Annotated in this window: 15 protein-coding genes; 6 read left to right on the top strand and 9 right to left on the bottom strand. The window is 63.5% G+C overall.

From position 1 onward, the window contains the following. Window positions 1-91 precede the first annotated feature (91 nt). Window positions 92-847, top strand: coding sequence for a methyl-accepting chemotaxis protein (locus tag QMK50_RS27430; RefSeq protein WP_371917584.1), 756 nt, complete (start codon window positions 92-94; stop codon window positions 845-847). A gap of 49 nt (window positions 848-896) precedes the next feature. Here QMK50_RS27430 and QMK50_RS22530 read toward each other — a convergent pair whose 3' ends face one another. From QMK50_RS22530 to QMK50_RS22515, 4 genes are read right to left on the bottom strand one after another with little or no spacing between them, the layout of a single operon-like run. Next, window positions 897-2,210 (bottom strand): sensor histidine kinase, encoded by a 1,314-nt coding sequence (locus QMK50_RS22530; protein WP_320333980.1) that lies wholly within the window; start codon window positions 2,208-2,210, stop codon window positions 897-899. Further along, window positions 2,207-2,875, bottom strand: coding sequence for a response regulator transcription factor (locus QMK50_RS22525; RefSeq protein ID WP_095167756.1), 669 nt, complete (start codon window positions 2,873-2,875; stop codon window positions 2,207-2,209). Before QMK50_RS22525 ends, QMK50_RS22530 begins: the two co-directional genes overlap by 4 nt. Before the next feature lie 3 nt (window positions 2,876-2,878). Beyond that, window positions 2,879-3,190 carry a PepSY domain-containing protein gene (locus QMK50_RS22520; protein WP_095167754.1) on the bottom strand — a complete coding sequence of 104 codons (312 nt, stop codon included), beginning with the start codon at window positions 3,188-3,190 and terminating at the stop codon, window positions 2,879-2,881. Next, window positions 3,190-3,498 (bottom strand): PepSY domain-containing protein, encoded by a 309-nt coding sequence (locus QMK50_RS22515; RefSeq protein WP_320333979.1) that lies wholly within the window; start codon window positions 3,496-3,498, stop codon window positions 3,190-3,192. The genes QMK50_RS22520 and QMK50_RS22515 overlap by 1 nt, the downstream gene beginning before the upstream one ends. Before the next feature lie 166 nt (window positions 3,499-3,664). Between QMK50_RS22515 and QMK50_RS22510 the strand changes: the two genes are divergently transcribed. The 4 genes from QMK50_RS22510 (at window position 3,665) to codA (ending at window position 7,959) form a co-directional block, all read left to right on the top strand. Further along, on the top strand, window positions 3,665-4,744 hold the full coding sequence (locus QMK50_RS22510; protein ID WP_320333978.1) for a patatin-like phospholipase family protein: 1,080 nt from the start codon (window positions 3,665-3,667) through the stop codon (window positions 4,742-4,744). 94 nt (window positions 4,745-4,838) lie between these two features. Then, on the top strand, window positions 4,839-5,195 hold the full coding sequence (queD, locus tag QMK50_RS22505) for a 6-carboxytetrahydropterin synthase QueD (protein WP_320333977.1): 357 nt from the start codon (window positions 4,839-4,841) through the stop codon (window positions 5,193-5,195). A 234-nt stretch (window positions 5,196-5,429) separates the two neighbouring features. After that, window positions 5,430-6,701, top strand: a complete 1,272-nt coding sequence (codB, locus tag QMK50_RS22500) for a cytosine permease (protein ID WP_320333976.1) — start codon at window positions 5,430-5,432, stop codon at window positions 6,699-6,701. 13 nt (window positions 6,702-6,714) lie between these two features. Continuing rightward, window positions 6,715-7,959, top strand: coding sequence for a cytosine deaminase (codA, locus tag QMK50_RS22495; protein WP_320333975.1), 1,245 nt, complete (start codon window positions 6,715-6,717; stop codon window positions 7,957-7,959). 238 nt (window positions 7,960-8,197) lie between these two features. Here codA and QMK50_RS22490 read toward each other — a convergent pair whose 3' ends face one another. Then, window positions 8,198-9,190 carry a diaminopimelate epimerase gene (locus tag QMK50_RS22490; protein ID WP_320333974.1) on the bottom strand — a complete coding sequence of 331 codons (993 nt, stop codon included), beginning with the start codon at window positions 9,188-9,190 and terminating at the stop codon, window positions 8,198-8,200. Between the two features lie 159 nt (window positions 9,191-9,349). Here QMK50_RS22490 and QMK50_RS22485 point away from each other — a divergent pair, with 159 nt between their 5' ends. Further along, on the top strand, window positions 9,350-10,501 hold the full coding sequence (locus tag QMK50_RS22485; protein ID WP_159994557.1) for an MFS transporter: 1,152 nt from the start codon (window positions 9,350-9,352) through the stop codon (window positions 10,499-10,501). A 63-nt stretch (window positions 10,502-10,564) separates the two neighbouring features. Here QMK50_RS22485 and QMK50_RS22480 read toward each other — a convergent pair whose 3' ends face one another. The 4 genes from QMK50_RS22480 to QMK50_RS22465 form a co-directional block, all read right to left on the bottom strand. Further along, window positions 10,565-13,015 carry a TonB-dependent siderophore receptor gene (locus QMK50_RS22480; protein ID WP_320333973.1) on the bottom strand — a complete coding sequence of 817 codons (2,451 nt, stop codon included), beginning with the start codon at window positions 13,013-13,015 and terminating at the stop codon, window positions 10,565-10,567. 97 nt (window positions 13,016-13,112) lie between these two features. After that, a complete protein-coding gene (locus QMK50_RS22475) occupies window positions 13,113-14,087 on the bottom strand; it encodes a FecR family protein (protein ID WP_320333972.1) in 975 nt (324 codons plus the stop codon). A gap of 40 nt (window positions 14,088-14,127) precedes the next feature. Next, entirely contained in the window at window positions 14,128-14,628 is a 501-nt protein-coding gene (locus QMK50_RS22470) for a sigma-70 family RNA polymerase sigma factor (RefSeq protein ID WP_095167737.1), read from the bottom strand. A 115-nt stretch (window positions 14,629-14,743) separates the two neighbouring features. Continuing rightward, entirely contained in the window at window positions 14,744-15,124 is a 381-nt protein-coding gene (locus tag QMK50_RS22465) for a type 1 fimbrial protein (RefSeq protein ID WP_320333971.1), read from the bottom strand. Window positions 15,125-15,239 lie beyond the last annotated feature (115 nt).

The raw sequence follows: 15,239 nt of genomic DNA, 5'->3' as shown, positions 1-15,239 counted from the left end.
ACCGATCATCGCCGAGGTCAAACGTTCGGTGCAGGACGCCCGCAGCACCGCCGACCAGTCCTCGGCCATCGCCACCCAGACCAGCGCCGGGATGGAGCAGCAGTATCGCCAGGTCGATCAGGTGGCCACCGCCTCCCACGAAATGAGCGCCACCGCCCAGGACGTCGCCCGCAGCGCAGCGCAGGCGGCACAAGCGGCGCGCGACGCGGACCAGGCAACCCGCCAGGGCCTGACCGTGATCGACCGCACCACCGCCAGCATCGACAGCCTGGCCGCCGACATGAGCACGGCCATGGTCCAGGTCGAAGGCCTGGCGGCCAACAGCGAGAAAATCGGTTCGGTGCTGGAAGTGATTCGCGCCATCGCCGAGCAGACCAACCTGCTGGCGCTCAACGCCGCCATTGAAGCCGCGCGCGCCGGGGAAGCCGGGCGCGGTTTTGCGGTGGTGGCCGACGAGGTGCGCAACCTCGCCCGCCGCACGCAAGAGTCGGTGGAGGAAACCCGCCAGGTGATCGAGCAACTGCAAAGTGGCACCCAGCAAGTGGTCGGCGCCATGGGCAACAGCCACCGCCAAGCCCAGGGCAGCGTCGAGCAGGTTGGCCAGGCCGTGACCGCACTGCGCCAGATCGGCGACGCGGTGACGGTGATTACCGACATGAATCTGCAGATTGCCAGTGCCGCCGAAGAACAGAGCGCGGTGGCCGAAGAGATCAACAACAACGTGGCAACCATCCGCGACGTGACCGAGTCGCTATCGGGCCAGGCCAATGAATCGGCCCGGGTCAGCCAGTCGCTCAACACTCTGGCCAACCAGCAGCAGAGCCTGATGGATCAGTTCCGGGTGTAATCCAGCGCCAGTGGGGCGAACAGACGCGCCCCACTGGCCTGATCAGCTATCAGATCCTGGGTAACTCGATCACTACCCGCAATCCGCCCCACTGGCTTTCTTCCAAGCGCAATATCCCGCCCCACGCCTCGACGATATCGCGCACGATGCCCAAGCCCAGGCCATGCCCGTTGGTCTGTTCATCCAGGCGTGTACCGCGGCTGAATACCTGGTCGCGCTGGGCTTCGGGAATCCCCGGACCATCGTCTTCGACCGCCAGCAAAAAGCCCTCTGGCGCCTGCGCCACGCTCAGGCGCACCTCGGCGTCGGCCCATTTGCAGGCGTTGTCCAGCAAGTTGCCGAGCAATTCCAGCAAGTCCTCGCGATCCCACGGCAGGTGCAGACCGGCCGGCGCGACGTAACTGAGGTCCAGGTGCTCCCCGTGAATCATGTTCAAGGTAGCCAGTAACCCCGGCAGCTCGGCATCGCAATCAAACAACGCGCCGGGCAAGGCGTCACCGGCCAGTCGCGCGCGGTTCAGTTCACGGTTCAAGCGCTGCTGCACCTGCTCCAGTTGCGTTTGCAGGACTTTACGCAGCTCGGGATGGGCATCCAGCTTGTCGCTGGAAGCCAGGCTCAGCAACACCGCCAACGGGGTCTTCAGCGCATGGCCGAGGTTGCCCAGGGCATTGCGCGAGCGCTTGAGGCTGTCTTCGGTGTGCGCCAGCAGATGGTTGATCTGCGCCACCAGGGGTTCCAGTTCTTCGGGGACCTGGGCGTCCAGTTGCGAGCGTTGCCCCTGTTGCAATTGGGCGATCTGCTCCCGCGCGCTTTCCAGCGGGCGCAGGGCGCGGCGCACGGTGATCCGCTGCAACAGCAGAATCAGCAGCAGGCAGGCCAGGCCGAGGCCGAGGCCGATCTGACGCATGCGCCGGAAGCTCTCCTGCACCGGGGTGTAGTCCTGGGCCACGCTGATGGAGATCGACTGGCCCAGGCGCCGGTAGTCCGAACGCAACACCAGCAGTTGCTGACCCTCAGGCCCTAATTGCAGGTTGCTGTGCAGGCCCGGCTGCTCGAGCAACGGCAGTTCCTGGTCCCACAACGAACGCGAACGCCAGTGTGTGTCGGCAAAGTCGATGCGGAAATAATGCCCGGAGAATGGCCGCTGATAGGCCGGCGACAGGCGACGCTCGTCCAATTGCACGCCTTGCGGGCCGCGCACCAGGGCCACCAGCAGGTTTTCACTGTCGTTGCGCAGGCCCGCTTCGAGGTAACGTTGCAGCCCCTGTTCGAACAACCACAGGCTGGTCTGCACCAGCACCAGGCCGACGATCAGCAACACGCTGATCAGGCCCAGGCTCAAGCGCCGCTGGATCGACCTCACTGCGCCTGCCCACCGAACAGGTAGCCCTGGCCTCGACGGGTTTCGATCACGCTGCGCCCCAGCTTGCGCCGCAGGTGGTTGACGTGGACTTCGAGGACATTGGAGTCGCGCTCGGTTTCACCGTCGTAGAGGTGTTCAGCCAAGTGACTTTTGGACAGGATCTGCTGCGGGTGCAGCATGAAGTAGCGCAACAGGCGGAACTCGGCGGCGGTCAGCTGGATATCGGCGCCATCGCGCACCACGCACTGCCGGCCTTCGTCCAGGTGCAGGCCGGCGGACTTGAGCGTCGGCTGATTGGCCTGCCCGTGGGAACGGCGCAGCAGCGCCTGAATCCGCAGGTGCAGCTCTTCGGGGTGAAAAGGTTTAGTCAGGTAGTCGTCGGCGCCCGCCTTGAGCCCCTCGATGCGTTCGGCCCAGGAGTCGCGCGCGGTCAGCACCAGCACCGGCGTGGCCAAGCCACCCGCGCGCCATTGGCTGAGCACTTCCAGACCCGGCAGGCCCGGCAAGCCGAGGTCGAGGACGATCAGGTCATAGGGCTCGCTGCTGCCCTGGTACACGGCATCGCGTCCATCGGCCAGCCAGTCCACCGCGTAACCCTGGCGATTGAGTCCGGCCAACAACTCGTCGGCCAGCGGCACGTGGTCTTCCACCAGAAGCAAACGCATCGATCAATCTTCCTTGTCTTTGAGTAAACGGCCGGTCCTGGCGTCCAGGTCCAGCTCACGCACCACGCCCTGCGGGGTCAGCAGTTCGACTTCATAAATGTAGACGTCATGCTTCTCTTCCAGCTCCGCTTCCAGGAGCTTGGCGCCAGGGTAGCGGTCCAGCGCCTGCTGCAGCAGTTGCTCCAACGGCAGGATCACCCCTTGCTGGCGCAGGCGCAGGGCTTCGTCCTGATCGAGATCGCGGGCCACTGCCAGTGAGCAGACCGCCAGTAGCGCCAGGGCACCGAGCCCATAAGCGCGCAGATTAACCTTCATTACGTATCCTGATGATCCTTGAGTAGCTGCCCGCTGACAGCGTCCAATTCCAGGTCCCACTGAATGCCTTGTTGATCACGCAACTCGATCTGGTAGATGTACTTGCCGTACTCTTCTTCCAGTTCGGTTTCAGTAATGGTCGCGCCGGGGTGTTTGGCCAGTGCGCTGGCATTGAGCTTCTCGAAAGACACAATGGTACCAGCGTCACGCAATCTCAGGGCCTCATCCGGTCCCAGGTCACGGGCGTGGGCCAGGCTGGCCGTCAGGGCGATCAGGCTGGCGGTGAACAGGGTGGTCAGGTTTTTCATGGGCGGTCTCCAGATCGGTATGGGCCCAGACTAACGGCAGCAACTTAATTCAAACTGAATCGCCATCATTGATGGACGACGTACACCAACCCAGCAGGAGCGCGGCTTGCCGGCGATGGCGTCCCCAGGATGCCCCGCAAGCCTGGCTGCACTAAGCGAGAGCTGTATGAGCGCTATCCATATCAAATTCCCGGCCCTGACCCTCAAGGCCGGACCGCGGGCTTTCACGCGGATTCGGCAACAGGGCCTGAACGCGATGCACGTGGGCACGCTGCCCGGTGCCGCCGGTGGGCCCAAAGCCCTGGGCATCCAGGGCCTGGACCTGGCGCTGTTCGGCGAGTGGTTGCCGGCCGCGCCCCGTGAGCGCTCGCTGATTGGCGCCTCGGTGGGTTCCTGGCGCTTCGCCAGTGCTTGCTTGCCGGACGCCGCCGAAGGTATCCAGCGCCTGGGCCAGCTCTACACCGAACAGCATTTCAGCAAAGGCGTAAGCATGGCGCAGATCAGCCAGAGCTCGCGGCGCATGCTCGATGAACTGCTCGATGGCCGCGATGCGCGGATCCTCGACAACCCCCATTACCGTTTGAACATCATGGTGGTCAGGAGCCATGGCCTGCTGGCGGACGATCACCGCGGCCGCCTTGGCCTGGGGCTGTCGTCGGTGATCGCCGATAACCTGCGGGGACGCGCACGCTTGTCGCGACATTTCGAACGGCTGATCATCCATGATCCGCGCCTCGCGCCGCCGCTCAATGCCCTGCACGACTTCCCTTCGCGTTATGTCGCGTTGAATGCCGGCAACTTGCGCCAGGCCTTGCTCGCGTCGGGTTCGATCCCGATGGTCATGGAGGGCGTGCGTGACCTGCCGGGGGCCGGAGCCGGGACCTTTCGCGACGGTGGCCTGCTGGACTACCACCTCGATTTGCCCTACAGCGGCGACGACATCGTGCTTTATCCGCACTTCACCGACCGGGTAATTCCTGGCTGGTTCGACAAGACCCTGCCCTGGCGTCGCGCCTGCCCCCAGCGCTTACAGGATGTGCTGTTGCTGGCACCGTCCAAGGACTACCTGGCCCGCCTGCCCTACGGCAAACTCCCGGACCGCAACGACTTCAAGCGATTCATGGATGATGCCCCCGGCCGCCAGAAATACTGGCGCACCACCATGCAGGAAAGCCAGCGCCTGGGCGACGAGTTCCTCGAACTGGCCGCCAACGGCCGCCTGGGCGAGCACTTGCTGACCCTTTAGTCAGTGTTTTCCCGCAAGCGTTATTTCAAGCTGTTAAACTCGCGACCTGCCCCATCGCCGCGGGCGATAGCCACCTGACAGAGCTCAAACCACTGTGGAAATTTTCAAAGAATTCACCTTCGAGTCCGCCCACCGCCTGCCCCACGTTCCGGACGGCCACAAATGCGGGCGCCTGCACGGCCACTCGTTCAAAGTGGCGATCCACCTGAGCGGTAACCTCGACCCGCACACTGGCTGGATCCGTGACTTCTCGGAAATCAAGGCGATCTTCAAGCCGCTGTACGAGCGCCTGGACCACAACTACCTGAACGACATCCCTGGCCTGGAAAACCCGACCAGTGAAGTGCTGGCCAAGTTCATCTGGAATGAACTCAAGCCACTGCTGCCGGAACTCAGTGCAATCCGCATCCACGAGACTTGCACCAGCGGTTGCATCTATCGCGGCGAGTGAGCCAGGCAGTCGAAAAAAACCACCGTCCCCGGTGGTTTTTTTATGCCTGTAGTTTGGCGCTCCTTGTGACTGAAGACGCGCTCCCACTTGGGTCCGGTGTTTGGTCAGGCGCACCGCTTTCGAGCCCGTCTTGGGCCAAATACCCGCGCTCGACTATAAGTAATAGGGCCATCACCGGCTTTGGCATGAGCACTGCAACACCCCCGCGTCCTCCTCTCTCGCAAGGAACGCCACATGACGCAGAACGATCCGGGCAACGACTACCCTCTCAGTGAAGTGCCGATGCATGCCCGCAAGGGCCTGATGTCGACGGCCATGGTGCTGCTGGGCTTCACTTTTTTTACGGCGACCATGTTTGCCGGCGGCAAACTCGGGGTGGCATTCAGTTTTGCCGAAATGATGACGGTGATTGTCCTCGGCAACCTGCTGCTGGGCATGTATGCCGCAGGCCTGGGCTACATCGCCTTCAAGAGCGGCCTCAACTCGGTGCTGATGGGACGTTTCTGCTTTGGTGAACTGGGCAGCAAGCTCAGCGACCTGATCCTCGGTTTCACCCAGATTGGCTGGTATGCCTGGGGCACGGCCACGGCTGCCGTGGTGCTGGGCAAATATTTACAGTTGAGCGACGGTACGGTGCTGGGGCTGATGGTGCTGTTCGGCCTGGTGTTCTGCGCCACGGCCTATGTCGGCTATCGCGGCCTGGAAATCCTCTCCTACATCGCGGTGCCGGCGATGATGCTGCTGCTGATGCTGTCGATGTGGGTTTCCACGCTGCAGATCGGTGGCCTCGACGCGCTGCTGGCAGTGGTGCCGAGCAGCCACATGGACTGGTCGACCGCCATCACCCTGGTGTTCGGCACCTTTGTCAGCGGTGCAACCCAGGCCACCAACTGGACCCGCTTTTCCCGTTCCGCCCGGGTCGCGGTGCTGGCGAGCCTGATCGGGTTTTTCCTTGGCAACGGCCTGATGGTCCTGATCGGTGCCTATGGGGCCATCGTCTATCAGCAACCGGATGTGGTCGAGGTCCTGCTGTTGCAAGGGTTCGCCATCGCTGCGATGGCCATGCTGCTGCTCAACATCTGGAGCACCCAGGACAACACCATCTACAACTTCGCCGTGGCCGGCTGCAACCTGTTGCGCACCCGGCGGCGCAAAACCGTGACCCTGGCCGGCGCCGTGATCGGCACTCTGCTGGCGCTGCTGGGCATGTACGACATGCTGGTGCCTTACCTGATCCTGTTGGGCACGGTGATTCCGCCGATTGGTGGAGTGATCATGGCGGACTTCTTCTACCGTTATCGTGGCCACTATCCGCGCCTGGCCGATGCCCGGCTGCCGGCCTTCAACTGGGCCGGACTCGGCGCCTATGCAGTCGGCACCGTCGCCGCGTTCGGCTCGCCGTGGGTCGCGCCGCTGGTAGGGATCGGCGCTGCCGCGCTAACGTATGTGGCATTGACCTGCGTCCTGGGGACCCGTACCTCCAGCGCAGCACTACCAGATCTATAAAGGGATTCGCCTGATGCACATCATCAACGCCCGCCTGCGCAACCGTGAAGGCTTGCATGAGCTGCACCTGGAAAACGGCCTGATCAGCGGGATCGCCCGCCAGACCGAGGCACCGACCCTGGGCCCCGACGACCTCGACGCGAACGGCAACCTGGTGGTGCCGCCTTTCGTCGAGCCGCACATTCACCTCGACGCCACGCTGACCGCCGGTGAGCCGCGCTGGAACATGAGCGGCACGCTGTTCGAAGGCATCGAATGCTGGGGCGAGCGCAAGGCGACCATTACCCAGGAAGACACCAAGACCCGGGCGAAAAAGACCATCGACGCCCTCGCCGCCCATGGCATCCAGCATGTGCGCACCCACGTCGATGTCACCGACCCGCAACTGACCGCGCTCAAGGCCATGCTCGAAGTGCGCGAAGAGAGCCGGCACCTGATCGACCTGCAGATCGTCGCCTTTCCCCAGGAAGGCATCGAGTCCTACCGCAATGGCCGCGAGCTGATGGAGGAAGCGATTCGCCTGGGCGCCGACGTGGTGGGGGGCATTCCGCATTTTGAATACACCCGCGACCAGGGCGTCAGCTCGGTGAAATTCCTGATGGACCTGGCCGAGCGCACCGGCTGCCTGGTAGACGTGCATTGCGACGAAACCGACGACCCGCACTCGCGCTTTCTCGAAGTGCTGGCCGAAGAAGCCCGCAGCCGCGACATGGGTGCGCGGGTGACCGCCAGCCACACCACAGCCATGGGCTCCTACGACAACGCTTACTGCGCCAAGCTGTTTCGCCTGCTGGGGCACTCGGGGATCAGTTTTGTCTCCTGCCCGACCGAGAGCATTCACTTGCAAGGGCGCTTCGACAATTTCCCGAAACGCCGGGGCGTGACCCGGGTCAACGAGTTGCTCGAAGCCGGCATGAACGTGTGTTTTGGCCAGGACTCAATCGTCGACCCGTGGTACCCACTGGGCAATGGCAACATCTTGCGGGTCCTGGAAGCCGGCCTGCACATCTGCCACATGCTCGGCTACCGCAACCTGCAAAGCTCGCTGGACCTGGTGACCGACAACAGCGCCAAGGCCATGGCCCTGGGTGACCGCTACGGGCTGGAACCGGGGCGGCCAGCCAACCTGCTGATCCTCTCGGCCGACAGTGACTACGAAGTGATCCGCAGCCAGGGACTGCCGCTGTACTCGATCCGCGGCGGCAAGGTGTTGATGAAACGCCAGATGCCAGTGGTCGAGATGTTTGGCTCGGCTTGATCCGACCGGCCTCATCGCGAGCAGGCTCGCTCCCACAGGGGGCCAGGCATGGCAAAAATCACCCTGTGCGAGCCTGCTCGCGATGGACGTCAACGATAACGCGTGCTGCCTGAAACAACGCGTCGCCCTCAGGTTCTTCGCGAGCAGGCTCGCTCCTACAAAGGTTTGCTGGGTGTATGCGGGATTTGTGGGCAGCCTTAACCCTTGTGCGAGCTTGCTCGCGATGGCGGATTTGAGTTCAACGCAGCAAGCGCGCCGTCCCGAACAAGCTGACCCGGTTCAACTCACCGTCCTGCTCTTCGAGCAACACTGGGGCCGTGCCGCCGGGCATCACCACCGCCACCGTGCCCGCGGTCACCCAGCCGACACTCCACGCGGCACAGGCTACCGCGCTGGCGCTGGTGCCCGAAGACGCGGTCGGGCCTTCGCCGCGTTCGAACACCCGGGCACTGAGGCGGTTGGCCGATTCGCGCATTGCCCATTGCAGATTGACCCCGGCGGCACAGGGCTGCCCCCCGCCGCTGGGTGGGGCGAATGCAATGCGAGTCAGGTCGTCCGCCAGGCCGGGAGCGGCCATCTGCAGGTTGCTCGGCAGCGCGTCCGCCTGGGTCACCAACGTCACGCAATGGGGGTTGCCGATGCGCACGAATTGACTGTGTTGCCACTGAGGATTGACCCGAGCCAGCTGCGGCACATGGCTCAATGGTCGCTGATTCAACTGCGCCGCTGACACTCCCTGAGCCGCCACCGCCGGCGGGCCGAACTGAGGTTTGCCCAGGTCCAGCCAAAACCCTTGCACAGCCTCGACTTCGGCCGCGTGTACCGAGGTTTGCACGGGCGACCGGGCGTTGCCCTGGTCATGATGGACCTTGAGCAGACTGCAGCCCTCGGCCAGCATCAAGCCCTGCTCGGTCAGCGCCTGGGCGAAGATGGTCAAGCCATTGCCGCTGCGCTCGGCCAGGGTCCCGTCGGTGTTGACGATCAACAGATCAAAGGGCGCGGCCTGTTGAAATGGGCCGACCAGCAAACCATCGCTGCAATGCGCCTTGGCCCCGTCTGGCTGCGTGCCCGGCGCCCAACTGCAGCAGGCCAGGATCGCCCGTGAAGTCCAGGCCATTCGTTGTTGCGCCGCCTCGGCGGCGGTGTCAGGCAGGTCGATCCCCAGTTCGCGCAATTGCTGGGGGCTGACCACCGCATAGATGTTCCCGCGTGCATCAAACAACGAGGTCATGAACAGATCCTGGGTTGAGTCTGGAGTGATTGCCCACTGTAGGCGATTTCCTCGGATCAACGAACCGCCTGGTGACGAACCCCGAGGTCGTCTGACGGTCACTGATGTGCAAGGATGTGCCCCTGTTTGTCGCTTCCATTGAAAGACCAAGGATTTTCCATGACCGCCATCACGTCACCCGCCCAGGTAATCCCTGGGCGCCTCGAGCAGATGTCGACCCGCATCGCATTCTTCATCGCCGGCTTTGGCATTGCCGCGTGGGCGCCGCTAGTGCCCTACGCCAAGGCACGGGCCGGGCTGGATGAAGGCACCCTCGGCCTGCTGCTACTGAGCCTGGGGGTCGGCTCGATCCTGGCGATGCCGCTGGCCGGCGTGCTGGCGACGCGCTTCGGCTGTCGGCGCGTGCTGACCGGCGGCACGCTGCTAATCTGCCTGGCGCTGCCGTTGCTGGCGACGGTGTCCACGGTGCCCCTGCTGATTGGCGCGCTGTTCCTGTTCGGTGCCGGTCTGGGTACGGTGGACTCGACGACCAACCTGCAGGCGGTGATTGTCGAGCGCGCCAGCGGCAAGACCATGATGTCGGGTTTTCATGGCATGTTCAGCCTCGGTGGGATTGTCGGCGCGGCGGGGGTCAGCGCCCTGCTGGGCCTGGGCATTTCTCCGCTGGGGGCGATGGCCGTGGTGATCCTGATGCTGCTGGCGGCGCTGTTCAAGGCCGCGCCCCATCTGCTGACCTACGGCAGCGAAAGCACCGGGCCGGCGTTTGCGGTGCCCCACGGGATCGTGCTGTTCATCGGTGGCATGTGCTTCATCGTGTTCCTGGCTGAAGGCGCGGCACTGGACTGGAGCGCGGTATTCCTCGCCCAGGAGCGTGGGATCGACACGGCGTATGCGGGATTGGGGTATGCGGCGTTCGCCCTGACCATGACCATCGGACGCCTGACCGGCGACCGGATTGTCCGCCGACTGGGCGCTACCCGGGTGATCGTATTCGGTGGCCTGACCGCCGCCGCGGGCTTGTTCCTGGCGACCTTTGCCCCGAGCTGGGAAGCGGCCCTGGTGGGCTATGCGCTACTGGGCGTGGGCTGTTCGAACATCGTGCCGGTGCTGTACACCGCGGTCGGCAAACAGACGGTGATGCCCGAAAGCATTGCCGTGCCGGCTATCACCACCCTGGGTTATGCCGGCATCCTCGCCGGGCCCGCAGTGATCGGTTTTGTCGCCCACGCCAGCAGCCTGAGTTTTGCCTTTGGCTTGATGGCGCTGTTGCTGGTGGCAGTGGCCATTGGCGGGAAAGTGTTGAAGGTGTGACAGCATCGCGAGCTGGCTCGTTTGTGGGAGCGAGCCTGCTCGCGATGAAAGCACTGCGGCCTATCAGAAACCAACGCTGGCCTGGACGAAGAAGGTCCTTGGCGCACCCACGTACATCCCCGCATTGTTGTCGCTGGAGCGGGTGAAGTACTGCTTGTCGAAGAGGTTTTTCACCCCGGCGCCGAGCTTCAGGTTCGACAGTTGCGCGCCAAAGTCATAGCCGCCACGCACGTTCCAGGTCACATAACCAGGGATGTCGCCGTACTGTCCGTCGGCAGTGCCTTCGGTGATGTAGTCGCCGCTGAAACTGCCATCGGCATTCACCGCAGTGCCCGGTGAGTGCTGCTTGGACTGGGCGAACGCATCGACGTTGTAGGTCCAGCGGTTGACGTCGTAACGCAGGCCGACGGTGGCTACCTGACGGGAGTAGAACGGCAGGTCACGGCCCTTGAAACCCGGGATCTCGCCTTCATACACAGCGCGGGTGTAGGTGACCCCGGCATTGGCGGTCAGGCCATCGAGCCGTGGGTCGAGCGCGGCCATGTCGTAGTGCACCGAGGCTTCAATGCCCTGGTGGGTGGTGGCGCCCAGGTTGGTCCAGCCGGCATCGTTGCTGATGTATTGCAGCTCTTCGTCGAAGTCGATGTAGAACAGCGTCACTTCAGCGCCCCACACATCATCGTTATAGCGCGTGCCGATTTCGTAGGTCTTGGCCTTTTCCGGGTTGAGGCCGCTGGCGGTCTCGTCACCCGAACCGCCCTGGCCCAGCTGGAAATACTGCAAGGCGCCGAACGAGGTTTCGTAGTTGGCGAACAGCTTCCAGGCATCGGACAGGTGATACATCACGCTCAAGGCCGGCAGCGGTTCATGGCTGTCGATGCTGCGGCGTTTCTCCTGCACCGGTTTGCCCGACGTATCGAGCACCGGGCGGTCGTGCCACTCGGTGCGGATGTCTTCAAAACGAATGCCCGGGGTCACGGTCCAGTTGCCGACATCGATTTTGTTGTCGACGTAGAACGCGTTGGCTTCGGTGCCGCCGGTGCGGTCCTGATACACGTGGCCGTCGGAGGTCGGGGTCTGCACCGGCTGGTTGTTCACCAGTGCCAGGCGGCTGGCCTGTTCGTGCATGCCCTCCTTGAGGTAGCGATAACCGACGCTGACTTCCTGGGAAGTCGGACCGACATCGAACACATGGGACACCCGTGGCTCGATGCCGAAGGTGTAGTAGGTGCGCGGGTAGGAACTCAGGGTTTTCTGGTCGCGGGCGGCGATGGTGCTGCCGCGAAAACTGTCGGAGTAGTAGGTCAGCACTTCGGCCTGGGTACGATCGCCGATCAGCCGCGCCCACTTGAAGGACACGTCCTTGCGCCGGCCGGCGAAGTTGTCGTGGTCGCGCACCGACTGGTAGGGATCTTCGTCGTACTGTTGCTGGGTCAGCCCGCCGGGCATGTCAGCCTTGGCGTCGTAGTAGTGGAAGTTCAGCGAAAAATCGTCGACATCGGTGGGCGCCCAGTGAGTCTTGAGGATCACGTCGTCGATGTCGTTGTCGTTATTGCTCTGCCGATAGCCGTTGCCGTTGACCCCGGAGTACAACAGTGCCACGCCCATGCCGTTGTCCGCGGTGCCGCCGAGAAACGCCGTGTCGATGTGCTTCCAGCCACCGCGCTGGGAGGTTTCCAGGGTGCTGCCGATTTCCCCGGTGGCTTTCTCCGGGATGGCCCGGGTGACGAAGTTGATCACCCCGCCGACGTTCTGCGGGCCATAACGAACCGACCCTGCGCCCCGTACCACGTCGATGCTGTCGAGGTTGCCGGAAGAGATCGGCGCCATCGACAATTGCGGCTGGCCGTAAGGGACGAAGGCGGCCGGGACACCGTCGATCAACACCGTGGAGCGCGGTGACAGGCGCGAGGTCAGGCCGCGCACGCCGACGTTCAGGGAGATGTCACTGCCACCCGTGCCGTTGGCGTCCTGGACCTGCACCCCGGGTACACGCTTGAGCACGTCGCCGACGGTCATCGCGCCCTGCTCGACCATGGCCTCGCGACGGATCACCGTGCGCGCACCGGGGTGGTTCTGCACCACCGCCGCATTGGCGTCAGCCAGCCAGTCGCCGACCACGGTGATGTCGGTCACCCCCAGTTCCAGCGGACCCGCTGCGGATGTCGAAGTGGCGGCCGGGCTCAGGGTCACCGAACCCTGGTCGATCGAATACTCCAGGCCGCTGCCCTGCAGCAACTGGCGCAAGGCTTGCTCCGGCGACAAGTTGCCGTCCACCGCCGGCGCCTGCTTGCCGGCCACCAGTTGCGGATCGAAAAACACCTGCAGGGAGGTCTGCTGACCCAGTTGGCTCAGGGCCGTCCCCAAGGGCTGCGCTTGAATCTGGATATTGCCGCCAGCCGCCTCGGCATATGCCAGCGGCAGGCCCGCATTGACGGCCAGTGCCAGCGCCAGGGGCAGCCAACGGGAAGAAAGCGTGGCGGGTTTGTTGTTTTTCGCGCGGGGGTTTTTCACGTCGAACCTTGTCCTGTTGATCGCAAATAGGTGCGGATGTTAATGCAAACCAGTTGCAGTTGGACAAGAAGACGAAGAACTCGAAAAAAACCTGAATCTATCGCGCAATTATTTCCTGGCTGCCGTCATCGCGGGTCCGGATCGCCACCGGCAGGATGCTCGGCAAGGCCTTGAGCAAGGTCTCGGTGTTGTCAGTCTTGAACACGCTGCTCAGGCGTAGATTGCCCACCGCTACGCTGCCCACGGTCAACGGCCGCTGCCGATAGCGCGAGACTTCTGCTGCCACTTCACTGAGGCTGGCATCGTTGAACACCAGCTTGCCGCTGCGCCAGGCGGTCAGCGCCTGGGCATCGACCGCCCGGGCCGGGGCGACCCGACCCTGAGCGTCAACCCGGGTTGCCAGTCCCGCCGTGAGGCTGACGAATTCACTGTCGTGCCCCTGCACCTTGACCCTGCCCTGCTCCACCACCACCCGCGTTTCCTGAGCGTCGCGGCGTACATCAAAGCGAGTGCCCGTGACCGTCACCTGGCCCGTGCCCGCCGCCACCACAAAGGGCCGGCTGCTGTCGTGCGCGACGTTGAACATGGCCTCGCCCTGGGTCAGTTCGATGCGCCGCTGGTCGCCCTGGAAATTCACCCGGACCTGGCTGCGACTGTTCAGCTCGATCAGCGAGCCGTCCGGCAAGCTCACCTGGCGTCGCTCGCCCAAGACGGTGGAAAACTCTGCACGGTAACTGGCCGGACCACCCAGGCCATTGAACAGGCCGAAACCCACCGCCACCACCAGCACACTGGCTGCCACCGCATACTGCAGCAGTGGTCGGCGCTTGAGCTGCGTGGGTGGGGTTGCGCACAGGGCTTGCAAGCGCGCCTTGGGCACCAGCTCGGTGGCACGCCACAGGCCTTGCAGCAGTTGATATTCGTCGCGGTGCTGCGGGTGTTGCGCCAGCCAGGCGTTGAACCGTTGCTGGTCGCCTGGGTTCAGCGGTGCATCCTGCACACGGGAAAACCACAGCGCCGCCTCGTCGCGAACCGTGGTCTGTCCGCACGCGCAATCATGGTTATCCATCATGCAAGGTCCTGTCGGGCGGTGGCTGGAAATGGCTGGCTGTTCATGGCGCAGCCCCGTCGAGGCGCTCACGTAGATGCCGCAGGGTGCGGATCATATACTTTTCCACCATGTTTTTAGACAGTCCCAGGCGTTCGGCGATTTCCGCCTGGGTCAGCCCTTCGAGCTTCTGCCAGATGAACACCTTGCGACAGTTGGCGGGCAACTCGGACAGCGCCCGCTCGATGCAGTCTGCCAGCTGGATCGCGTGCATGTAGTGCTCCGGGTCATCGCTCGACGACCCACGAGGATCCAGCGCCTCGGACTCCATGGCGCCCCGCCGGTCCTCACGCCGATAACCATCCACCGCGATGTTGCGCGCAGTCTGGTGCAAATAGGCCCGCGGCTGCTGCACCTGGCTCGAGTCGGATTCCAGCACCCGCACGAAGGTGTCGTGGGCCAGGTCCTCGGCTTGCTGGCGATTTCTCAACCGGCGCGTCCAGGTTCCGACCAACTCTTCGTAGTGCTCGAAAAATCCGGGTCTGCGGGGCAGCTTGGGGGTCATCACGGCGTGCTGTGGTGGCGAGGGCGTGAATAGTAATGCTTCCTATTAATGCCGGCAATGCACCGCCCAGACCACTCATCCTCTCAACCCTTGCCTGCATTCGTTGTACCCGCTCTCAAGGCATGATCAGGGTGATCAGGTAATTACCCGAGCGTAGCGGCTTGCCGGTTTCGTCCACTAACTGATACTGCTGATCGAAATACCGACTGTCCCGCCCAGTATCGGACAGCAACTTGGCCTTGACCGCCGAAGCGTCACGCGCCGTGACATGACTCACCGGCATCACCCGTCGTGCCTCGATAGTCGTACCCCGGCTCTGCGCCGGGCACCCCGTCAGTGCCACTACGGCACCCGCGCCCGTGCTCGAGGTGCAGGCGGGTTCGACAATCGCACCCTGAAAGTGGATAACGCCCTGCAAAGGCGCGCTGGCCGCCACACACGAGCCATTGAATACAGCGTACAAACTGATTCCGAGCAATAGCTGCTTGCCGTTCATGGTCAACACTCCTTAGGGGGTTAAGGACTGCATCGGCAAGTCTGGCTCAAATCTTGAGTTTTAAAGCCACAGCGTTTTTTGTGGAGGGTCGGGGGGGAGGATTTCACGGTGCTTG

The sequence above is a fragment of the Pseudomonas sp. P5_152 genome, assembly GCF_033989915.1.
Taxonomy (GTDB): Bacteria; Pseudomonadota; Gammaproteobacteria; order Pseudomonadales; family Pseudomonadaceae; genus Aquipseudomonas.
The sequence above is the reverse complement of the archived record's forward strand: the minus strand, read 5'-3'. Positions and strand labels throughout refer to the sequence as shown.